Origin of the sequence: Bartonella sp. AS69XJJH, from assembly GCF_042195585.1 — a bacterium.
Classification (GTDB): domain Bacteria; phylum Pseudomonadota; class Alphaproteobacteria; order Rhizobiales; family Rhizobiaceae; genus Bartonella.
Window position 1 is genome coordinate 325,929 of the sequence record NZ_JBHIOO010000001.1, and the last position, 19,712, is coordinate 345,640.

Below are 19,712 nucleotides of genomic sequence, written 5' to 3' on the forward strand. Positions count from 1 at the left end.
GATGACAATACTGTAAAGTTTGATTTGAATGATATTGTCAGAGTTAAACGTGTAATAGCAGGTAAGGCGAATGTAAGCGATAATGGCTTCGTGATTACTGGTGGTCCTAATATGACTACTGGGGGTATTTATGCTGGTGATAAAAAGATTACGGGAGTGCTAGCGGGAACTAATGATGATGATGCAGTTAATCTTACTCAGTTGAGAAAAGTAGAAGAGAAAATAAAAGAAGTGACAGGCGATAGTATCGTAAAATGGGACGAAGGACAGAAACTTATCACCATTGGTAAGGAAAAAAGTGGTACGAAAATTGATATCGCAGGTACTGATGGAGGGCGGATCATTACAAGCGTCAAAGATGGTGCAATTTCTGAAGATTCAACAGAAGCTGTAAATGGTAGCCAGATTAATAAGGTATCTGGAGATATTGCACAGTTTTTGGGTGGTAATGCCTCATTCGAAAATGGAGTCTTTAGAAAACCAAGATATAATTTAACTACTATTGATGAAAAGGGTCAGGTAAAACAGAAGGAACATAATGATGTTGGATCGGCTTTGTCGGGACTTGATACAAATATCAGGCATGTTAATCATCATTTAGACCTTGCAATGAAGGACGTTGCTTCTTATTTCGGTGGTGGCGCGGGATATGGTGAAGATGGTAATTGGTACCCTCCTACTTTCAATGTTATCCAATTCAAGAATGATGGAACTTCCTCTAAGCAGCCTTACTCAAATGTTGCTGATGCTTTTGAAGGTGTGAACAATACTTTCACAAATATTCACAATCAAATCTCTGATATAACAGAAAATAGCCTTGTTAAGCAAGAAAATGAGTCAGCGCTTATTACCATAGGTAAGGATACAGGTGGTACAGAAATAAGTATTGCAAATAAAAATAATCAAGAGAGAACACTTTCTGGTATAAAAGATGGTAGCATTGATGAAAATTCCCACGATGCAATCAATGGTAGTCAGATTAATAAAATATCAGCAGATATTGCAAAGTTTTTTGGCGGTGGTGCAAAGTTTATTAACGGTGCTTTTGAAGGGCTTAAATATACTTTATCGGCTATTGTAGATGGTAAGGTAGGAAAGGCTAATTTTTATGACGTTGGTTCAGCTTTAACAGGTCTTGATAAAAATGTTCAAGATGTGAATCAGCGCTTAACAAATGTATCCAATGAGTTTAATCAGCAAATTGAAAATTTCTCTAAAGATGCTTTACTGTGGGACGATGAAGAAGAAGCATTTGTGGCACGTCATGAAAAAGATGGCAAGAAGACAAAGAGCAAATTGAAGTATCTTTTAGATGGTGAGATTGCTAAAGGTTCGACGGATGCCATTACGGGTAACCAGCTTTATTCCATGAGCAACCAGCTTGCTAATTATTTCGGTGGCGGTGCCAAATATGAGAATGGCAGATGGACAGATCCTACTTTTAAGATTGTTCAAGTCAATGCTGATGGTACGACTGTTGAGAAAGAGCACCATAATGTCGCTGATGCTTTTGGTGATATTAATAATGGGATGTCAAATATTAATAACCGTATTGATGATGTCATCAACAAGGTCGATACAGATGCTTTAAAGTGGAATGATAAAGAAAAAGCCTATGATGCTAATCGTGATGGTAAGCCGAGTAAAATTATCAATGTAGCTGATGGTAAAATTGTAGAAGGTTCGAAAGATGCGGTTAATGGTGGACAACTTTGGGAAACCAATGAACGTGTCACGGGTGTTGAAAAAGATGTGAAGCATCTTACCAACAGAGTCGACAATATTTCCACTACAGTTACCGATGTTGCTGAAACGGTTTTCCATATTGAAAACACAGTTAACGATATTGCTGAGGACGCTGTTCGTTATGACAGAGATGAAAACGGCAAAAAAACCAATAAAATCACATTAGCGGGTGGTGATCCTAGTGAACCTGTTATGATTGATAATGTAGCTGATGGTAAAATTGAAAAAGGTTCGAAAGAAGCTGTAAATGGTGGTCAGCTCCATGACTATACTAAAGAACAGATGAAAATTGTTCTCGATGAATCGAAGCACTATACAGATCAAAAGATAAACAATATCAGGATTGATGCGATTGATGAAGCTGTTGATCGGGCTAACCAATATACAGATATGAAGTTTAACGTTTTAAACTACAGTATTGAGAGTGTGAAAAAAGAGGCAAGACAAGCAGCGGCTATTGGTCTTGCGGTGTCTAACTTACGCTACAATGATACACCTGGAAAATTAAGCGTTGGATTTGGTACTGGTTTATGGCGTAGTCAGTCTGCATTTGCATTTGGTGCAGGTTACACCTCAGAAAATGGAAAATACCGTTCTAACATATCCGCAACAACTTCTGGAGGTCACTGGGGTGTAGGTGCGGGATTCAATATGACATTGAATTGATAATAAACAAAATACATAAAAACTTCTTTTTACCCCTGTCTCATGAGGCAGGGGTGAATTGTTTTTACATATGTAAAAAATATATAAATTGATAAGCGCTATAACGATAAATACAGATTTAAAAAACAGAAAAAACCTATACACTTTCAACAAAGTAAACTTCTTATTTCAAAATAATATAATGAGTTTTTTCATAAATTATAAGTTCATCATTTTCTTTTTTAATTTTTAAATTTAAAAAATCTGTAGCAATCTACAGATAAAAAAACCTTTCACTCTCTAAAAATCTATTACAAAACTTTCGAGTAAGACAAACATATACATCCAAATGCATTTCAACTTTACTGGAAGAAGTTATAAAAACACTATACTCCCCTAACTCTCCCCCTTGCAAAAAACAACCAATGAGTTTAAAGGTTAAAAAAAACCAATCACCACTTTAAAAAAATTTACTTTCTTAGGAAATGTACAAGAGCAAAATACGTTAACCATAAAACCTAAAAACACAACCTCTCTATCTTTTCAGTCAGGTACTAAATTTTTGAAGTTTAGAAAAGCAAATTTTAGAGAACTTCGTAGCGTTTAAATGTGTCTTTTTTGTGTTTATAGTTATTTCTTTCATTGGGGAGTTCATTATGAAAAAATTATATACAAAATTAGCAGGAAGTGATTTAAAATTTTCCCGTTTTCCTTTTATTAAAGTTCTATCTTTGACTTCAATAGCGGCACTTTTATCCAGTATTTCTCCTGCTCTTTCGAAAGAGCTTGATTCAGGAGAAGGAATTTCTGCAAACATAAGGAACACTGCTGGGATATATCCACAAAGTGTTATCTCTGTTTACGATGAATCTAGAAGTAATTTGGGTTCTTTCAATGGGTCAAAAAATAATTATATAAGAATGTTGCACACAGCACGGACATCACAAGTTAATGCTTTAAGCGGCTACAAAAATTTTTTAACCAGAACCCTTACCGAGGTAGGTAACAAGAATTCTCTTGCGAATACTTTAAAAATCGATAGCAATAAATTATCAAAAAACACATTAAGTTCAGAAGACCAATATAAGAAATTTATCGTCGATCCACAGTTTTTTATGGACAGTCGCTCTACAACTCGATCTGTCACTCAAAGTGGACAGGATAGAGTGGCTATTGATGCATCTGATTTCTCGCGAAAAGATCACATTGCAAGCATGACACGTAGTGGAGAAGTACAGCGTGATGTATCAGGACATAATGTCATTTTTGGTGAAGAGGTTAATGCGCAAACCACGGACAGTGTTGTTCTTGGTTATAAAGCACAGGCGGTATTAGATGAAAAAGATAAAAAGCTAGCGGCATCTGTTATCATAGGTTCTAAATCGGAGATCCATAGAGGTGGATCCGTTGCTGTTGGTGCAGATATCGTGTCACTAAAGAATGATGCGGTTGCTGTTGGTCGTTTTGTACGGGTGGAGGAAGAGTCCGGTACAGCTTTAGGCTTTAAAACGCAGGTGAAGGCGGCAGGGGGCGTTGCTTTAGGAAGCGATTCTGTATCCGATAGGGTTGCTGGTGAGTTTGGCTACACTTCTTTGTTGCAGGGTCCTGCACAAAACACCGAGGTGCAATGGAAAAGTACGCGGGGCGCAGTGAGTGTTGGTGATTATAGTAAGGGTATAACCAGACAAATTACAGGTGTAGCAGCTGGTTCTAATGTTACCGATGCAGTGAACCTTAGGCAGTTGAAGGACTTAGAACAAGTTGTAAGACAAAACGGTTGGAAACTCTCTGTTGGAGATAAAAATGCTACAACTGTTCTTATGGATAGCGGAGTAGATTTTTCTGCTGGAAGTGCCAACTTGAATATTACAAAGGGCGAAGATGACAATAAGCTAAAATTTGATCTGGCTCAAGATGTTACGTTAACAAGCTTAAAAGCAGGTACAAATACCTTAGACGCAACAGGTCTGGTAATTACTGATGGTCCGAAAATAACCACTTCTGGTATTGATGCTGGAAATAAAAGGGTAATGAGTATTGCATCTGGTGATCTTAGTGCAGATTCACAAGACGCGGTAAATGGTAGTCAGTTGAATGTTGTAGCTACCCATATAGCTGGATATTTAGGCGGTGGTGTTAAATTTACGAATGGCCAATGGGATGATCCAAAGTTCACAATCAAAACGTTCAATCCCGAGAAGAATGAGATTGAAGAAGAAAGTTTTTCGAATGTAGCAAAAGCCTTTGAGGGTGTGGGTAAGTCTTATGTAAATCTTCACAATGAAATTAAAAAAGCCGCTGATGATAGTGTCTTTAAATGGAATGCCGAATTGGAAAGTATTAAAATTGCCGCCAGTGAGGAAGAAAGTGGGCAAGGAAGTATTGCTATAGGTATTGGATCCAAGACAAAAGGGGATGCAGGAATTGCGCTAGGTAAGCTTTCAAATGCATCTGGTGAAAATAGTATTGCGTTAGGTGGTTTTTCAGCGGCATCTGCTGAAAATAGTATTGCATTAGGTGGACTTTCAAGTGCATCTGCTGAAAATAGTATTGCATTGGGCTTAAATGCACAAGTACAAGCTGATGTTACTGGTGGTGTTGCTGTAGGTTATAAATCTTTTTCTCGTAACTCAGCGTCTGCTGTTGGCTATGATCCTTCCATAGATGGCAAGTCAGCAGATGATGGTGTGATATGGAAGAGCACTCAAGGAGCTTTTAGTGTTGGTGATACTCCGAATAAGATAACACGACAGCTTACAGGTGTGGCAGCTGGTTATGCGGACACTGATGCCGTCAACATTGCGCAGCTAAAAAAATTAAGAGAATTTGTAGCACAAGGGTGGACACTTTCTCTTAATGATAAGGCTGTTTCAGACTTTCAGCCGGGCGATAAGTTAAATTTGGCTTCTGGAAGTGATAATTTAAAGATTAAAAGTAGCGATAAAAAAGACAGTATAAGCAAAGAAATAACATTCGATTTGGCACAAGATGTCACATTGAACAGTGTAAAATTAAAAGACGTCACTTTAGATACAACGGGCTTAACCATTGAAAATGGCCCAAAAGTAATAGCGGATGGTATTGATGCTGCAGGTAAAAAAATAACAGGTCTTGCAGGTGGAGATCTTAGCGCAAGTTCGACAGATGCCGTTAATGGTGGTCAGCTTCATACCCTCACAGATGATTTATCGAAGATTTTAGGTGGCGATGTATCCTTTGATGGTAAAAACTTTAAAGGACCAGAGTATAAATTATCGAATATTGATGAAAACGGTGAGGTAACAGATAAATCTCATACCAATGTTGGTTCTGCCTTTAAAGGACTTGATGACAATATCAAGAATGTGAATGCGCGTATAAAGGAAGTTGAAAAGGACATCTCTTCGAATAGTCTAAATTGGGATGGCAGTGTAGGTGATGGTGGTGCCTACAATGCTGCTCATGGTGAGAAGGATGCGAGCAAGATTGTTAATGTCGCTGATGGTAAGGTAGAGAAAGATTCACACGAAACTATAACAGGTTCTCAGCTTTATGCGCTGGGCGATAAAGTCGCGGAATATTTTGGTGGGGATGCTACGTATGAGAATGGCGTATTGAACAAACCAACCTTCAAGCTCAAAATTTTCAATTCAGAGAATAATGAAGTTGAGGAAAAAAGCTACAATAATGTAGCGGAAGCCTTTGACGGAATTGATAAGAATTTCCAGAGTGTGAATAAGAATGTGCAGAATATCGTTAATGACTTTAAAGAAGAAGTCACGAATATCACAGAATCTGTCCAAGGCGATGCTTTGTTGTGGGATGATAAAGCACAATCCTTTGTAGCTAAGCATGGGGAAAAAGATGGAGAAAAGGAAAACAGCAAGATCACATCGCTTGCCGCTGGTTCTATAATATCAGCTTCGAGTGATGCGATTAATGGCGATCAGCTTCATACAGTCACTGAGGATTTATCAAAAATTTTAGGGGGAGATGTATCCTTTGATGGTAAAAACTTTAAAGGACCAGAGTATAAATTATCGAATATTGATGAAAAAGGTGAAGTAACAGATAAACCACATAGCGATGTTGGTTCTGCCTTTAAAGGACTTGATGACAATATCAAGAATGTGAACGCTCGCATTAAGGAAGTCTCAGAGGGAGTTGCACAAGATTCTTTATCTTGGAGCGATAGCGACAAAGCTTTTGTCGCCCAGCATGGGGCAGGTGATGACAGAAAAGCAAGCAAAATCACATCGCTTGCTGTAGGAGATATTACGAAAGAATCGACGGATGCAGTAAATGGTTCTCAACTTTATTCACTGGGCGATAAGGTTGCAAAATATTTTTCTGATGACGCGGAATATAAGGATGGGGAATTGAAAGTTCCTGATTTTAAGCTCAAAACTATCAATGATGATGGCACTGAAGCTGAATCAAGCTATAAGAATGTATCAGATGCATTTTCAGGTGTGGGTCAACTTTTCACAAAGGTTCAAAATGCGATCAGCGATGTAATCAGTAATCTGCTTGTTACGAAAAATGAAGATGTTATCAACATTGGTAAAGGAGTAGAAGGTAGTGAAATCAATATCGCAAACAAGAGTGGTAAGGATCGAACCCTTTCTGGTGTGAAGGCGGCAGAAAAAAACAATGAAGCTGTGAACAAAGAACAATTGGATAAAGGTTTGAAGGATCTTTCTGATACCCTTCTGTCTGATAGTTCTTCTGTTGTTCTTTACGATAAAACAACAGATGATCAAATTGATTATACAAATGTGACTTTTGGTAAAGGGAAGGATGCTACACCTGTTGCACTGCATAATGTAGCCGCAGGATTGATTGCGGAGAACTCAACGGATGTTATCAATGGAGGACAGGTTCATATCCTTTCAACGGATGTAGCAAAATTCTTGGGTGGAGATGCTGAATTTAAGGATGGTGCTTTTAAAGGGCCAACTTATAATTTATCTAGTATTGATAAAAATGGTGAAGTAACAGATAAACCGCATACCGATATTGGTTCTGCCTTTAAAGGACTTGATGAGAATATCAAGACTGTTAACGATCGTATTAAGGAAGTCTCAGAAGGAGTTGCACAAGATTCTTTATCTTGGAGCGATGGTGATAAAGCTTTTGTCGCTCTGCATGGGGAAGGCGAGGACAGAAGAGCCAGCAAGATCACATCGCTTGCGGCTGGCTCTATAGTGTCAGGCTCGAGTGATGCGGTTAATGGCGGGCAGATTTATGATCTGAATCAGTCGCTAGCAAAGTATTTTGGTGGTGATGCTAAGTATAATGGTGATGGCTGGGTTCTTCCAGGTTTCAAGATAATGACTTTCCAAGAAGATGGAAGCTTTGAAGAGGAGGATTATGATAGCATTGCGGCCGCGTTTGCCGGTGTAAATAAGGTCGTCAAGAATCTTCATAATGAGATTTCAGACAACATTGAGCAAAATGCGTTGTTGTGGAGTGATGATGCAGGTGCGTTTGTAGCACAGCATGAGAAAGAAGGTAAAAAGGAAAACAGTAAGATCACGTTCCTTGCGGAAGGAGAGATATTAAAAGATTCGACGGATGCGATTAATGGTGGTCAGATTTATACTATTCAACAGACATTTGCCTCATATTTTGGAGGAGGAGCTGGTTATGATAAGGATGGAAGTTGGCAAGGCCCCAAATTCCACGTTCAGGTCTTTAATAAGGATGGTACGAAAGGTGATAAAGAGGAGCGTAATAGTGTCTCTGAAGCATTTGATGTTGTTAATGACAGCATGAGCACTATCAATGATCGTATAAAAGAAGTTGAAAAGGATGCTTCTTCGAATAGTCTGAATTGGAATGAAGAAAAAGGAAGCTATGATGCATCTCACGTTGATAGTCAGGGCGTTAAGAGTCCAAGTAAGATTATTAATGTAGAGAACGGCAAGGTAGACAAAGATTCAAAAGAAGCTGTGAATGGAGGTCAGCTTTGGGAAACCCAGCAGATGATTACAGATCAGGTCAAGGATATTGAAAATAAAGTTACGGAGGGATCTGTACAATATGATAAAGATAAAAAAACGGGCAAAAAGACCAATAAAGTTACATTAGTTGGTGGAGATGACAGTTCTCCAGTATTAATAGACAATGTAGCGGATGGAAAGATTGAAAAGGATTCGAAAGAAGCGGTTAATGGCGGTCAATTAAAAGATAAGATGGATTTTGTGCTTGAAAGTGCCAATAAGTATACGGATGAGAAAGTTTCTCACCTTGTAAAAGATGGAGTTAGTGAGGCTAATTCGTATACGGATATGAAGTTTTCGACATTAAGTTATGCTGTTGAGGATGTTCGAAAAGAGGCAAGGCAAGCAGCAGCTGTTGGTTTAGCGGTAGCTGGTTTACGCTATAGTGATATTCCTGGAAAATTAACAATTGCATTTGGTAGTGGTTTATGGCGTAGTCAATCTGCTTTTGCTTTTGGTGCAGGTTATACTTCAGAGAACGGTGATATTGGTTCTAACTTGTCAATTACCACTTCTGGAGGTCACTGGGGTATAAGTACAGGGGTTAATTGGATACTCAACTAATAAATGACTAAATCCATAAAATTGATTTGCCTTTTTCTTATTTAAGAAAAAGGCAAATTTTTTACTTTCTTCCAGAGCTCTCTAAAGCTATTCTAAATGTATGAAACTCCCGTAATTATATAAAATACGAATATAAAAAGCCTATGACAACTTTTGTTGAGAATAAAAGATCTTAGTGGTAAAGATTCAAAAAATTGATTGCTATTTTTATTTGATAATTAGGTAATGAGCTTATTGCTCTATCATATTGTTTTGATTTATTAAAATGCCTAAAGTAATGTAAATACGAATATGCCTTTTATTAAAAGAAGACAGTTTTAGCTTTTATTTTCGTATAGTTTTAAACGTATGCTTTATGTTGATATCATTAGAATTTTTCATTGAAAGTTTTGTTTTTTAATGACAAATTACCTTGAGCATAGAGAATAATTCAAAATATTATGTTTTTTAATCAGTTTCCTTTTTTGTAGCTTCATAGTAAATTTTAATTTCTACAAAGTGTTTTAACCTAATTGCGAGTATAAAAAGCAAATGGGGTTGGAAGTATTGCTTTAGGTTCCTATTCTAACGTGAGGGTTGATGGGGGGCTATCGGGAACAACTCTGTGTCCGGTAGGGCTGCTGGCGTTTTTGGGTATACGTCTCTTCTGCAAGGATCGGCTAAAAACACCAAATCTCAATGGAAAAGTACGAAAGATGCAGTGAGTATTGGTGTTCCTAGTAAGAATATAATGCAACAAATTATAGGCGTAGCAGCTGGTAGCAAACTTACCGATGCAGTGAACCTTAGACAGTTGCAGGATTTAGAAGAAGTCGTAAGAAAAAAAGGTTGGAAACAGCCTATTGCTGGTGAGGCAGCTAAAGATGTGGGTGCTAGATAGTACATGCATTTTTCATCTGGGGGAAGTAACTTCAGGGTTAAAAGAGATGAGGACGATGAAAATAAGCTCATATTTAGTTGGCTAATGATATAGCATTGAAAAGCATAACATTAGGAGCAAAAACAAAAGTAGATGCAACAGGCTTAGTAATTACTGATGACTCGCAAATAACCACCGGTAGTATTAATGCGGCAAGTAAACAAGTAACAAATGTTGCAGAAGGAACTAGCAATACTGATGCAGTGAATTTTTCACAACTGAAGGGAATAAAAGAACAAGTAGCAGTGAGTGTTTTTGTAAAACAGGATACAGCAACGAGACACATTACCATTAGTAAGGATATAGATGAGGCATTTTAGTAAAAAGCTTTCATAAATCCTCTCATGAAATAAAAATCTTATTCACGAAAATAAACTGGCGCCTAAGCAGGTGATCAATAGGTACAAAATTATACCTTTTTCAAAGAGGTCAAAGCTAAAAACGACACACAACCTTTGATAGAAAAATGAAATCAATTCTAATATTAAGTATTTTTTTACCTTCCTTAAATTGACTTTCACGAACCTGCCCCTAATTACCCTCTAAAGACACTGTAGAAACAACAGTTTATGTCTTAATTTTATTTATGTCCTAAAACACGCTGTAAAAGCAGGAACACACAAGGGAAATAAGAAAGCTTTAGAGCTCTAGAGCGCACCTTTTTTGTGTTTTTAATCTATTATTATGAAGGGGGTTTTTATGAAAAAATTATATACTACACAAAATCTGCGTGATTTGAGTTTTTCTCGTTCACATCATCGATCATCATTGTTTAAAGTGGCTTCGTTGGGAACTGCGGTAGCCTTATTTTTATCGAATGCTTCTCCTGTTTTTTCAGCAAATATTGGTCTAACAAAAGCATCTCTAGAAAGTGTAAAGAATGCTGCTGTGGTTTATCCGCAAAGCATTGTCTCTGCGTATGATTACTATGATGGTGATAAGGAAAATTATTTAACAGCATTGAATGTGGCAATGATGCCAAAAGTTGACGCTTCTGATGACTATGCAAATTTTTTAACCAAAACCCTTTCTGATATAAGTAATGATGATCCTATTATGAATGTTTTGAGGGCAGATGGCAAAAACTCATTGGAAAGAACATTAGATACAGGCGGGCAATATAAAAAATTGATCATCAGTTCACAGCATGGTGAGAATACAGCAATTATTGATGCATTGAATCCTTCGCGCAATGACTCTATGGCTAAAATGCAGCGCGATACAGGACTGCAACGTGACGTAGCAGGTACTAATGTCATATTTGGTAATAATATAAAAAAGGACGACAAACTCCATAATAATAGTGATATTACTGCTCTTGGTTCCAAAATAATAGTCAATGCTTCCGATGTGGTTGCTGTTGGTTATGGTGCACAGGTGGATAATAGCTTTACTGTTGCTGTAGGTCATTTGGCGTATGCTGTAGGCGAAAAAAGTATTGCAATAGGTAGTGAAGGTAGACAAGGTAGTAACCCGATCCCTTCTGAGGGGCGTACAATAGCGACGGGGGAAGAATCAATTGCTATTGGACGTCGTGCTAAGGCCGAAAGTGGGGAATCTGTAGCTTTGGGTGCTTATGCAAAAGCGACGGTAAATTTAGGTGTTGCGATTGGGAGCGAGTCTGTGGCTGATGTTGCTGCTGGCAAGGTTGGTTATAATCCTTTAACTAAAAGCTCGTCAGAAGATGACAGCATGATATGGGCAAGCACACTAGGTGCGGTGAGTGTTGGTGATGTTAAATCGCAAAAAACGCGCCAGATTGTAGGAGTGGCAGCTGGTAGTGGCGACTCTGATGCCGTTAATGTTGCACAGCTAAAATCATTACAATCATATGTAGATCAAGGTTGGCAGCTGTCTGTTGGGGGTGAAAATGCTAAAGCCGTTGGTATAAAAGATACTGTAGATTTGTCAGCTGCAAGTAACAACCTTACGATTACAAAAGGTGCGGAAGACAATAATGTAAAATTTGATCTAGCTAAGAATATTATAGTGGAGCGAGTTACCGCTGGAAGAAGCTCTATAAGTGATGATGGCATTCTGTTTGCTGATGGGGCTAAAATAACTGTGGATGGTATTGATGCTGGCAATAAGCAGATTACAGGAGTTGCAAACGGGGAAGCAGATACTGATGCAGTGAATTTTGCGCAGCTACAAGGGATAAAAGATCAAATAGCAGCAAATAGTTTTGTTAAGCAAGATGGTGGAGAAGAAGGTCGTATCACCATTGGTATGGCAACAGGTGGTTCTGAAATCAATGTTGCAAACAAATCGGGTGAAGATAGGACAATTTCCGGTGTAAAGGCTGCTGTAAACAATAATGACGCTGTTAATAAACAACAGCTCGATGGTCAGATTGCAGATGTTGTTGACACCATAAAAAGCAATAGCCTTGTTAAGCGAGAAGAAGAGACAAATCGTATCACCATTGGTAAGGAAATAGAAGGCACAGAGATTAATGTTGCAAACAAGTCTGGTGATGCTCGTACAATTTCTGGTGTGAAGGCAGCGGTTAAGGATGATGAAGCCGTTAATAAAAAACAACTTGATGGTGAAATTGCAGATATCACGGACAGTATTAAGGTCATTAAAGAAGCAAATAACTTTTCGGTTCTCTATGATAAAGATGCAGATGGCACCATTGATTATAATAGTGTGACTTTGGGTGGTGATAAGACTACGGCACCAGTTGCTCTCCATAATGTACAAGCTGGTACAATTGCAGAAGGGTCGAATGATGCAATTAATGGCAGCCAGATTAATAAAATATCCACAGATGTAGCAGGCATTTTTGGTGGTGATGCGGAATTTAGCGACGGCATTTTGTTCGGTCCGCACTATCATTTGTCGCAAATTTCTGAAGATGGTGTAGCAGTAACTAAGGACAGTAATAATGTTGGTGACGCTTTGACAGGGCTTGATGATAATATCAACAATGTGAATAACCGCTTAACACACGTAGCCAATGAGTTTACTCAGAAAATTGAAGGTGTTTCTAAAGATTCTCTATTGTGGAGTAATGATGAGCAGGCATTTGTAGCACAGCATGGAGAGGGAAAAACCAATAGCAAAATTAAGTTTCTTGCCAATGGAGATATTTCTGCTAACTCAACGGATGCTGTAAATGGTTCGCAGCTCTTTGCCACTAATCAGAATGTTACCACTGTTACGAATGATCTAGCAAAAATTTCTCAAAATACATCACAATATTTTGGTGGTGGTGCAGATGTATCTAGCGGTAAGGCGCCCACTTACACTATTCAGGGCAAAACACATAATAATTTTGAGTCTACTTTTAATGCTGTTGATAATTCTATCACGAATATCCAAAATCAGATTACAAATGCGGCAAAAAACAGCCTTGTTAAGCAGGAGGAAAATGAAGGTCGTATCACTGTTGGTAAAGAAACAGGTGGTATAGAAATCAATGTTGCGAACAAATCTGGTGATGCTCGTACAATTTCCGGTGTGAAGGCAGCGGTTAATAATGATGAAGCTGTTAATAAAGCCCAGCTTGATAAAAGTATAGAGAAGATTTCTAATGATATTAATCTTACAAGTGCTGCTGCAGTTCTTTATGATAAAGAAAACGGTGCCGTTAATTATGGTAGCGTAACTTTAGGTGGGATAGATAACCAAGGCCCCGTTGCTCTTCATAATGTCAAAGATGGCATAATTTCACAAGGATCGCATGATGCAATCAATGGGAACCAAATTAATAAAATATCCGGAGATATAGCAAATTATTTTGGTGGTGGTGCCTCATTCGAGAATGGTGCCTTTAAAGGACCAAAATATAGTTTATCTGTTATTGTTGAAGATGGTCAGGTAGCAAAAGCTAACTACTCTGACGTTGGCTCAGCTTTGACGGGGCTTGATGCAAATGTGAAGAATGTGAATACGCATCTGACGAATGTGGTCAAAGATGTTAATGAAAAAATCACCAATATTACACAAGAAGTTAAAGGGGACGCCTTGTTGTGGAACGGTGATGAGCAGGCATTTGTGGCACAGCATGGAGAGGGGAAAACCAATAGCAAAATTAAGTTTCTTGCCAATGGAGATATTTCTGAAGCTTCAACCGAAGCAGTAAATGGTTCACAACTCTTTGCCACTAATCAGAATGTTATCACTGTTACGAAAGATCTAGAAAAAATTTCTCAAAATACATCACAATATTTTGGTGGTGGTGCAGATGTATCTAATGGTAAGGCGCCCACTTACACTATTCAGGGCAAACCACATAATGATTTTGAATCTACTTTTAATGCTGTTGATAATTCTATCACGAATATCCAAAATCAGATTACGAATGCGACAAAAAATAGCCTTGTTAAACAGGAAGGAGATGCAGATACTATCACCATTGGTAAAGCAACAGGTGGAACTGAAATCAATGTTGCGAACAAATCTGGTGATGCTCGTACAATTTCCGGTGTGAAGGCAGCGGTTAATAATGATGAAGCTGTTAATAAAGCCCAGCTTGATAAAAGTATAGAGAAGATTTCTAATGATATTAATCTTACAAGTGCTGCTGCAGTTCTTTATGATAAAGAAAACGGTGCCGTTAATTATGGTAGCGTAACTTTAGGTGGGATAGATAACCAAGGCCCCGTTGCTCTTCATAATGTCAAAGATGGCATAATTTCACAAGGATCGCATGATGCAATCAATGGGAACCAAATTAATAAAATATCCGGAGATATAGCAAATTATTTTGGTGGTGGTGCGTCATTCGAGAATGGTGCTTTTGTAGGACCACGGTATAATTTATCTACAGTTTCTGCAGATGGTTCTGCGGGGCAGAAAATCTTTGAAAATGTGGGTGAAGCGTTGAGTGGGCTTGATGCAAATGTAAAGAATGTGAATGATCATTTAACGAATGTGACAAATAATTTTACACAACAAATCAATAATATTACACAAGAAGTTAAAGGAGATGCCTTGTTGTGGAACGGGGAAGAGCAGGCATTTGTAGCGCGGCATGGAGAGTCCAATAGCAAAATTAAGTTTCTTGCCGACGGAGACATTTCTTATGATTCAATGGATGCTGTAAATGGTTCGCAGCTTTATTTTATGGGTGATCATCTTGCTTCTTATTTTGGTGGTGGTGCTGGATATGATGAAAACGATGATTGGAATTCTCCTACTTTCAACGTAGCGCAATTCAATGCTGATGGCAGTTCTGGTAAGAAGAAGAGCTATCATGACGTTGCCAGTGCTTTTGACGGCGTGAGTGAGAGTATGTCCAAGATAAACAAACGCATTCAAAATGTTGAAAAGAATGTCTCGTCCAATGGTTTAAATTGGAATGAACAGAAAGGAATGTATGACGCTAGTCATAAAGGTAAAGCGAGTAAGATTGATAATGTAGCTGATGGTAAAGTTGAAAAAGGCTCAAAAGAAGTTGTAAATGGAGGACAGCTATGGGAGACGAACAAGAAGGTCACAGAAGTTGAAAACAGGGTAGACACAATTGAAAACAAGGTTGATAATATCCATCAACATATCCAAGATATTGAAATTTCAGTTGCAGATGGTGCGGTTAACTATGATAAAGATGCAGAAGGGAATAAGACCAATAGAATCACTTTAGCGGGTGGAGATCCCAGTGAACCTGTTTTAATTGATAATGTTGCTGATGGCCGTATTGAGAAGGACTCGAAAGAAGCAGTGAATGGCGGGCAACTGCATGACTATACTGAGCAGCAAATGAAGGTTGTTCTCGATGATGCAAAAAAATATACGGATAGTCGGGTAGATAATATTGTTATTAATGCCATTGATGATGCCGTTAATCGGTCTGACCGATATACAGATATGAAGTTTAATATTTTAAGTTATGACATTAAGAGCGTACGCAAAGAGGCAAGACAAGCAGCCGCCGTTGGTCTAGCAGTATCTAACCTACGTTACTTCGACGACCCAGGATCTTTGAGTGTCTCATTTGGTAGCGGGGCATGGCGTGGACAATCCGCATTTGCTTTTGGAGCTGGTTATACATCTGAAAACGGAAAAATCCGCTCTAATCTCTCTGCCACGAGTGCTGGTGGTCATTGGGGAATAGGTGGTGCAATCACTCTTAAAATAAAATAATACGAACAACGAAAACAGAACAAAATATCCGCCCTTATTTATTGAAATAAGGGTGGATATTTTTTTTACAGACGCACAGTATTTATCTAGAGATAAGTATAATATTTGATGTCTCTATAAACTTTTAGGTTGTAGAAAATCCTTATATACTTTTATTGCAAAAATATCACAATAGAATCCATATTGCTAAAAAGTCATATTTTTATGTTGCTATTTTCTTGAACAGTCTATAGTGCTACGAAAATGTATATTAGTAAGACTCATTTTGATAAAATAACTTTCAAAGGGGGGATAAGTAATGCGTAAAGATAAAAGGTACATTACAGGACCGCGCATATATCATTATATGATATATTAAAAAGAAAAGACCTAACTAAAAACCCGATTATCCGAGGCGATCTAGATTTCAAACATATTACAATTTATTTTTACTTTACTTTACTTTACTTATTATTAACAAAATCATGCTTTCTAATAAAAATAAAGTCTATAATTAGAAAAACACACAGTAAAAACCCTTTTCAAAGGAATTTATAGTAACGACTACCAAGTAAAAAGTAATTTAAATATACAAGATCTCTTTCTCAGTTAGGAAAAAACAGCACACTAAAACCCTTAGACTCTAAATGTGTCATCTTTATGTCCACAAAACATAATCAAAAAAACAAACATTTAGATCTCAATACAGAGAGCGCAAACAAAACAAGACTAAAGACTCAAAATGTTCACACTCTAAGCAATGATCGTCTACTCTAAATTCCAGAGAGGTCAATAATGCTAAAATGTGTCTTTTTTATGTTTTGGAGGTGTTTCTAAAGTTTTTTCATTGGAGAGTTTGTTATGAAAAAATTATATTCCCCACAAGCTGCGAGTGAATTAAAACGTTCTCGTTTTTCTTTGGTTAAAGTTCTTTTGTTGGCTACAGCGGCTACATTTTTATCGAATGTTACATCTGTTTTCTCAGCAAATCCTGATTTTAGAAACACATTTCTTGAAGGTGTAAAAAGTGCTGGTGTCTCTTATCCACAAAACATCATCTCTGTTGCGGGTTTGAATGCTTCTTCTGTTTCAAAAGACAATGATTTAACAACACTCAATAAAGCCGGATTAGAAAAGGTTGATGCTTCTGAAGACTATGCAAATTTTTTAACCACAACCCTTTCTGGTAAGAGTGATAAGCGTCCTATAGTGAATGCTTTGGTAGAAGCCAGCGATTCAATACGTTCAATTGATATGAATGCTGGAAGTAAAAAAATAACAAGAGCAGCTTTAACTCCAAGAGTTGTAACTGGCGGTCAAATGACTAGGGATGGGAATTTGGGTAATCCTCTTGTTTATGGTGTACGATCTGAGGGAGAAGCGCATGATGCTATTGTTTTCGGGCAAGTAGCGCAGACGAAGGCTGACCAAGGGATTGCAATCGGCTTAACTGCTTTAGCCGGTAGTAGTAGAAATACTAAAAATAGCATTGCAATCGGCTCTTCTCTAACTGATAGTTATGATGAAAAAGAGAGAACAGTTTCATTTGGTAATTTTTCAATAGCCTTCGGTAGTAAAGCACATAGTTATGCAAATGAAGCGATTGCTATGGGGTACAATGCATATGCAAAGGAGCAGGCGCTGCAGGGAATTGCTATAGGCGCTAGCTCTAATGTGACGGTTGCGGGAGGTGTTGCTCTAGGAAGCGATTCTGTATCTGATAGGGCTGGTGGTGTTTCTGGCTATGCTCCTTATCGTAAAGCTAGTGCACAAAGTACTGAAGCCCAATGGAAGAGTGCTTCTGGTGCAGTGAGTATTGGTGATGTCAGCAGTAATAAAACGCGACAAATTACAGGTGTAGCAGCTGGTAGTGAACCTTCCGATGCAGTAAATGTTGCGCAGATAAAGTCATTACAAAATTACGTAGATAAAGGTTGGCAGCTGTCTGTTGGTGGTGCAGGTGCTACAACTATTGGTATAGAGAGCAAGATCGATTTATCAGCGGCAAGTAAAAATCTTCAAATTAGCAAAGGCAAAGATGACAATAATATAAAATTTGATTTAGCAAAGGATATCACACTGGAGAGCGTAAAGGCAGGTACAAATACCTTAGACGCAATGGGCTTAGTGATTGCCAATGGTCCGAAAATAATCATTTCTGGGATAGATGCTGGAGGTAAAAAGATTACAGGAGTGTCGGATGGTACTGGAGCGAACGATGCAGTTAATTTTTCACAGTTAAGCAAAACCAATGAGAGTCTTTCGTCCACAGCGAGCAATTTAGAAAAGGCTGTGGTGAATACATCGAAATATTTTGGTGGTAATGCAGATGTGCTGAATGGTGTGGCACCTAATTATACCATTCATGGAAAATCCTATACCGATGTTGGTTCTGCTTTTTCAGGTGTTGATGCTTCTCTTGTGGATGTACAAGAGAAGATTACTAATGTGAATAATTCTGTCACGAATATTCATAATGAGATTAACAGCGCGGCAGAAAATGATCTTGCTCAGCAAGAAAAAGAGACTAATCGTATTACCATTGGTGCAAAGGTAGAGGGCGCTGAAATCAATATCGCCAACAAGGACCAAGAGGATCGGATAATTTCTGGTGTAAAGGCAGCCACGCAGAATAACGAAGCTATCAACAAAAAGCAGTTTGATGAAGGTTTGGCAATTCTAACTGAGGATATTAAAACCACAAATTCTTTTGCGGTTCTCTACGATAAAAACTCAGATGAAAATAATAGCGTTAATTATAATAGTGTGACTTTAGGGAAAAAAGATAGCGGACCCGTTGCGCTTCATAATGTTGCAGACGGTTCAGTTAGTGATCAATCGCATGACGCAATCACCGGTAATCAGATTAATAAAATCGGTGGTGATATTGCTAAGTTCTTAGGTGGTAATGCAGGATTTGTTGGCGGTGCGTTTACAGGACCAACTTATAGCTTGTCGAAGGTTGAGAAAAATGGTTCGGTAGCAAATGCTACCTTTGAAAATATTGGTAGTGCTTTTACAGGTCTTGATGAGAATATCAAGAATGTGAATGCACGGATTAAAGAAGTTTCTGAAGGAGTAGCACAGGATTCTTTGTTATGGAATGATGAAGCCAATGCCTTTGTGGCGCGTCATGAAAAGAGAAAAGAAGAAAAAGGCAGAGCTGTAAGGACCCAAGAAAACAGTAGAATTACGTTTCTAGAAAGTGGTGAGATTACCCAAAACTCAACAGATGCAGTAAATGGTGGTCAGCTCTATACAATGGGTAACATGCTTGCATCCTATTTTGGTGGTGGTGCTGGTTATGATAAAGAGGGCATATGGAGAGAACCAGATTTCAAGATCAAGCAGTTTGGTGAGAATGGTGCTTCTTTTGACAAGAGTTATACGAATGTAGCTGACGCACTTGCAGGTGTTGGAAGTTCTATCACGAATGTTCAGAATAAATTGACTGAACAGGTTAACAATGTGATTACTAAAGTGGAAAGTGAGAGCTTTGTTCAGCAAGATAAGACAACGAGTCGTCTCACTATTGGTGCAAAAGTAGGTGGCACTGAAATCAATATTGCAAATGAAAGCGGTGCGGATCGGATAATTTCTGGTGTTGGGGAAGCAAAGAAGAATAATGACGCTGTTAACAAAGGCCAGCTTGATAAAGGTTTGAAGGATCTTTCCATTAGTCTTCAGTCTGATGATTCAGCCGTTGTTCATTACGATAAAAAAGATGGTGATAATGGCGGCATTGATTACACGAGTGTAACTTTAGGTAAAGGTAAGGATAA

The 19,712-nt window shown here is 38.1% G+C and carries 5 protein-coding genes and 1 pseudogene; all 6 read left to right on the forward strand.

Annotated elements, in window-relative coordinates; all coding sequences use genetic code 11:
- Positions 1-2,412 (forward strand): Vomp family autotransporter (locus ACFIK6_RS01260; RefSeq protein ID WP_375677280.1); only part of this gene is annotated, 2,412 nt, incomplete at its 5' end.
- Positions 2,413-3,047: 635 nt separating this feature from the next.
- A complete protein-coding gene (locus ACFIK6_RS01265; protein WP_375641429.1) occupies positions 3,048-8,939 on the forward strand; it encodes a YadA-like family protein in 5,892 nt (1,963 codons plus the stop codon).
- A 604-nt stretch (positions 8,940-9,543) separates the two neighbouring features.
- Positions 9,544-9,819 carry a hypothetical protein gene (locus tag ACFIK6_RS01270; RefSeq protein ID WP_375641430.1) on the forward strand — a complete coding sequence of 92 codons (276 nt, stop codon included), beginning with the start codon at positions 9,544-9,546 and terminating at the stop codon, positions 9,817-9,819.
- A 77-nt stretch (positions 9,820-9,896) separates the two neighbouring features.
- Positions 9,897-10,178 (forward strand): hypothetical protein, encoded by a 282-nt coding sequence (locus ACFIK6_RS01275; protein WP_375641431.1) that lies wholly within the window; start codon positions 9,897-9,899, stop codon positions 10,176-10,178.
- 379 nt (positions 10,179-10,557) lie between these two features.
- Positions 10,558-15,951, forward strand: coding sequence for a Vomp family autotransporter (locus ACFIK6_RS01280; RefSeq protein ID WP_375641432.1), 5,394 nt, complete (start codon positions 10,558-10,560; stop codon positions 15,949-15,951).
- Between the two features lie 840 nt (positions 15,952-16,791).
- A pseudogene (locus ACFIK6_RS01285) lies at positions 16,792-19,712 on the forward strand (hypothetical protein); the annotation flags it as partial.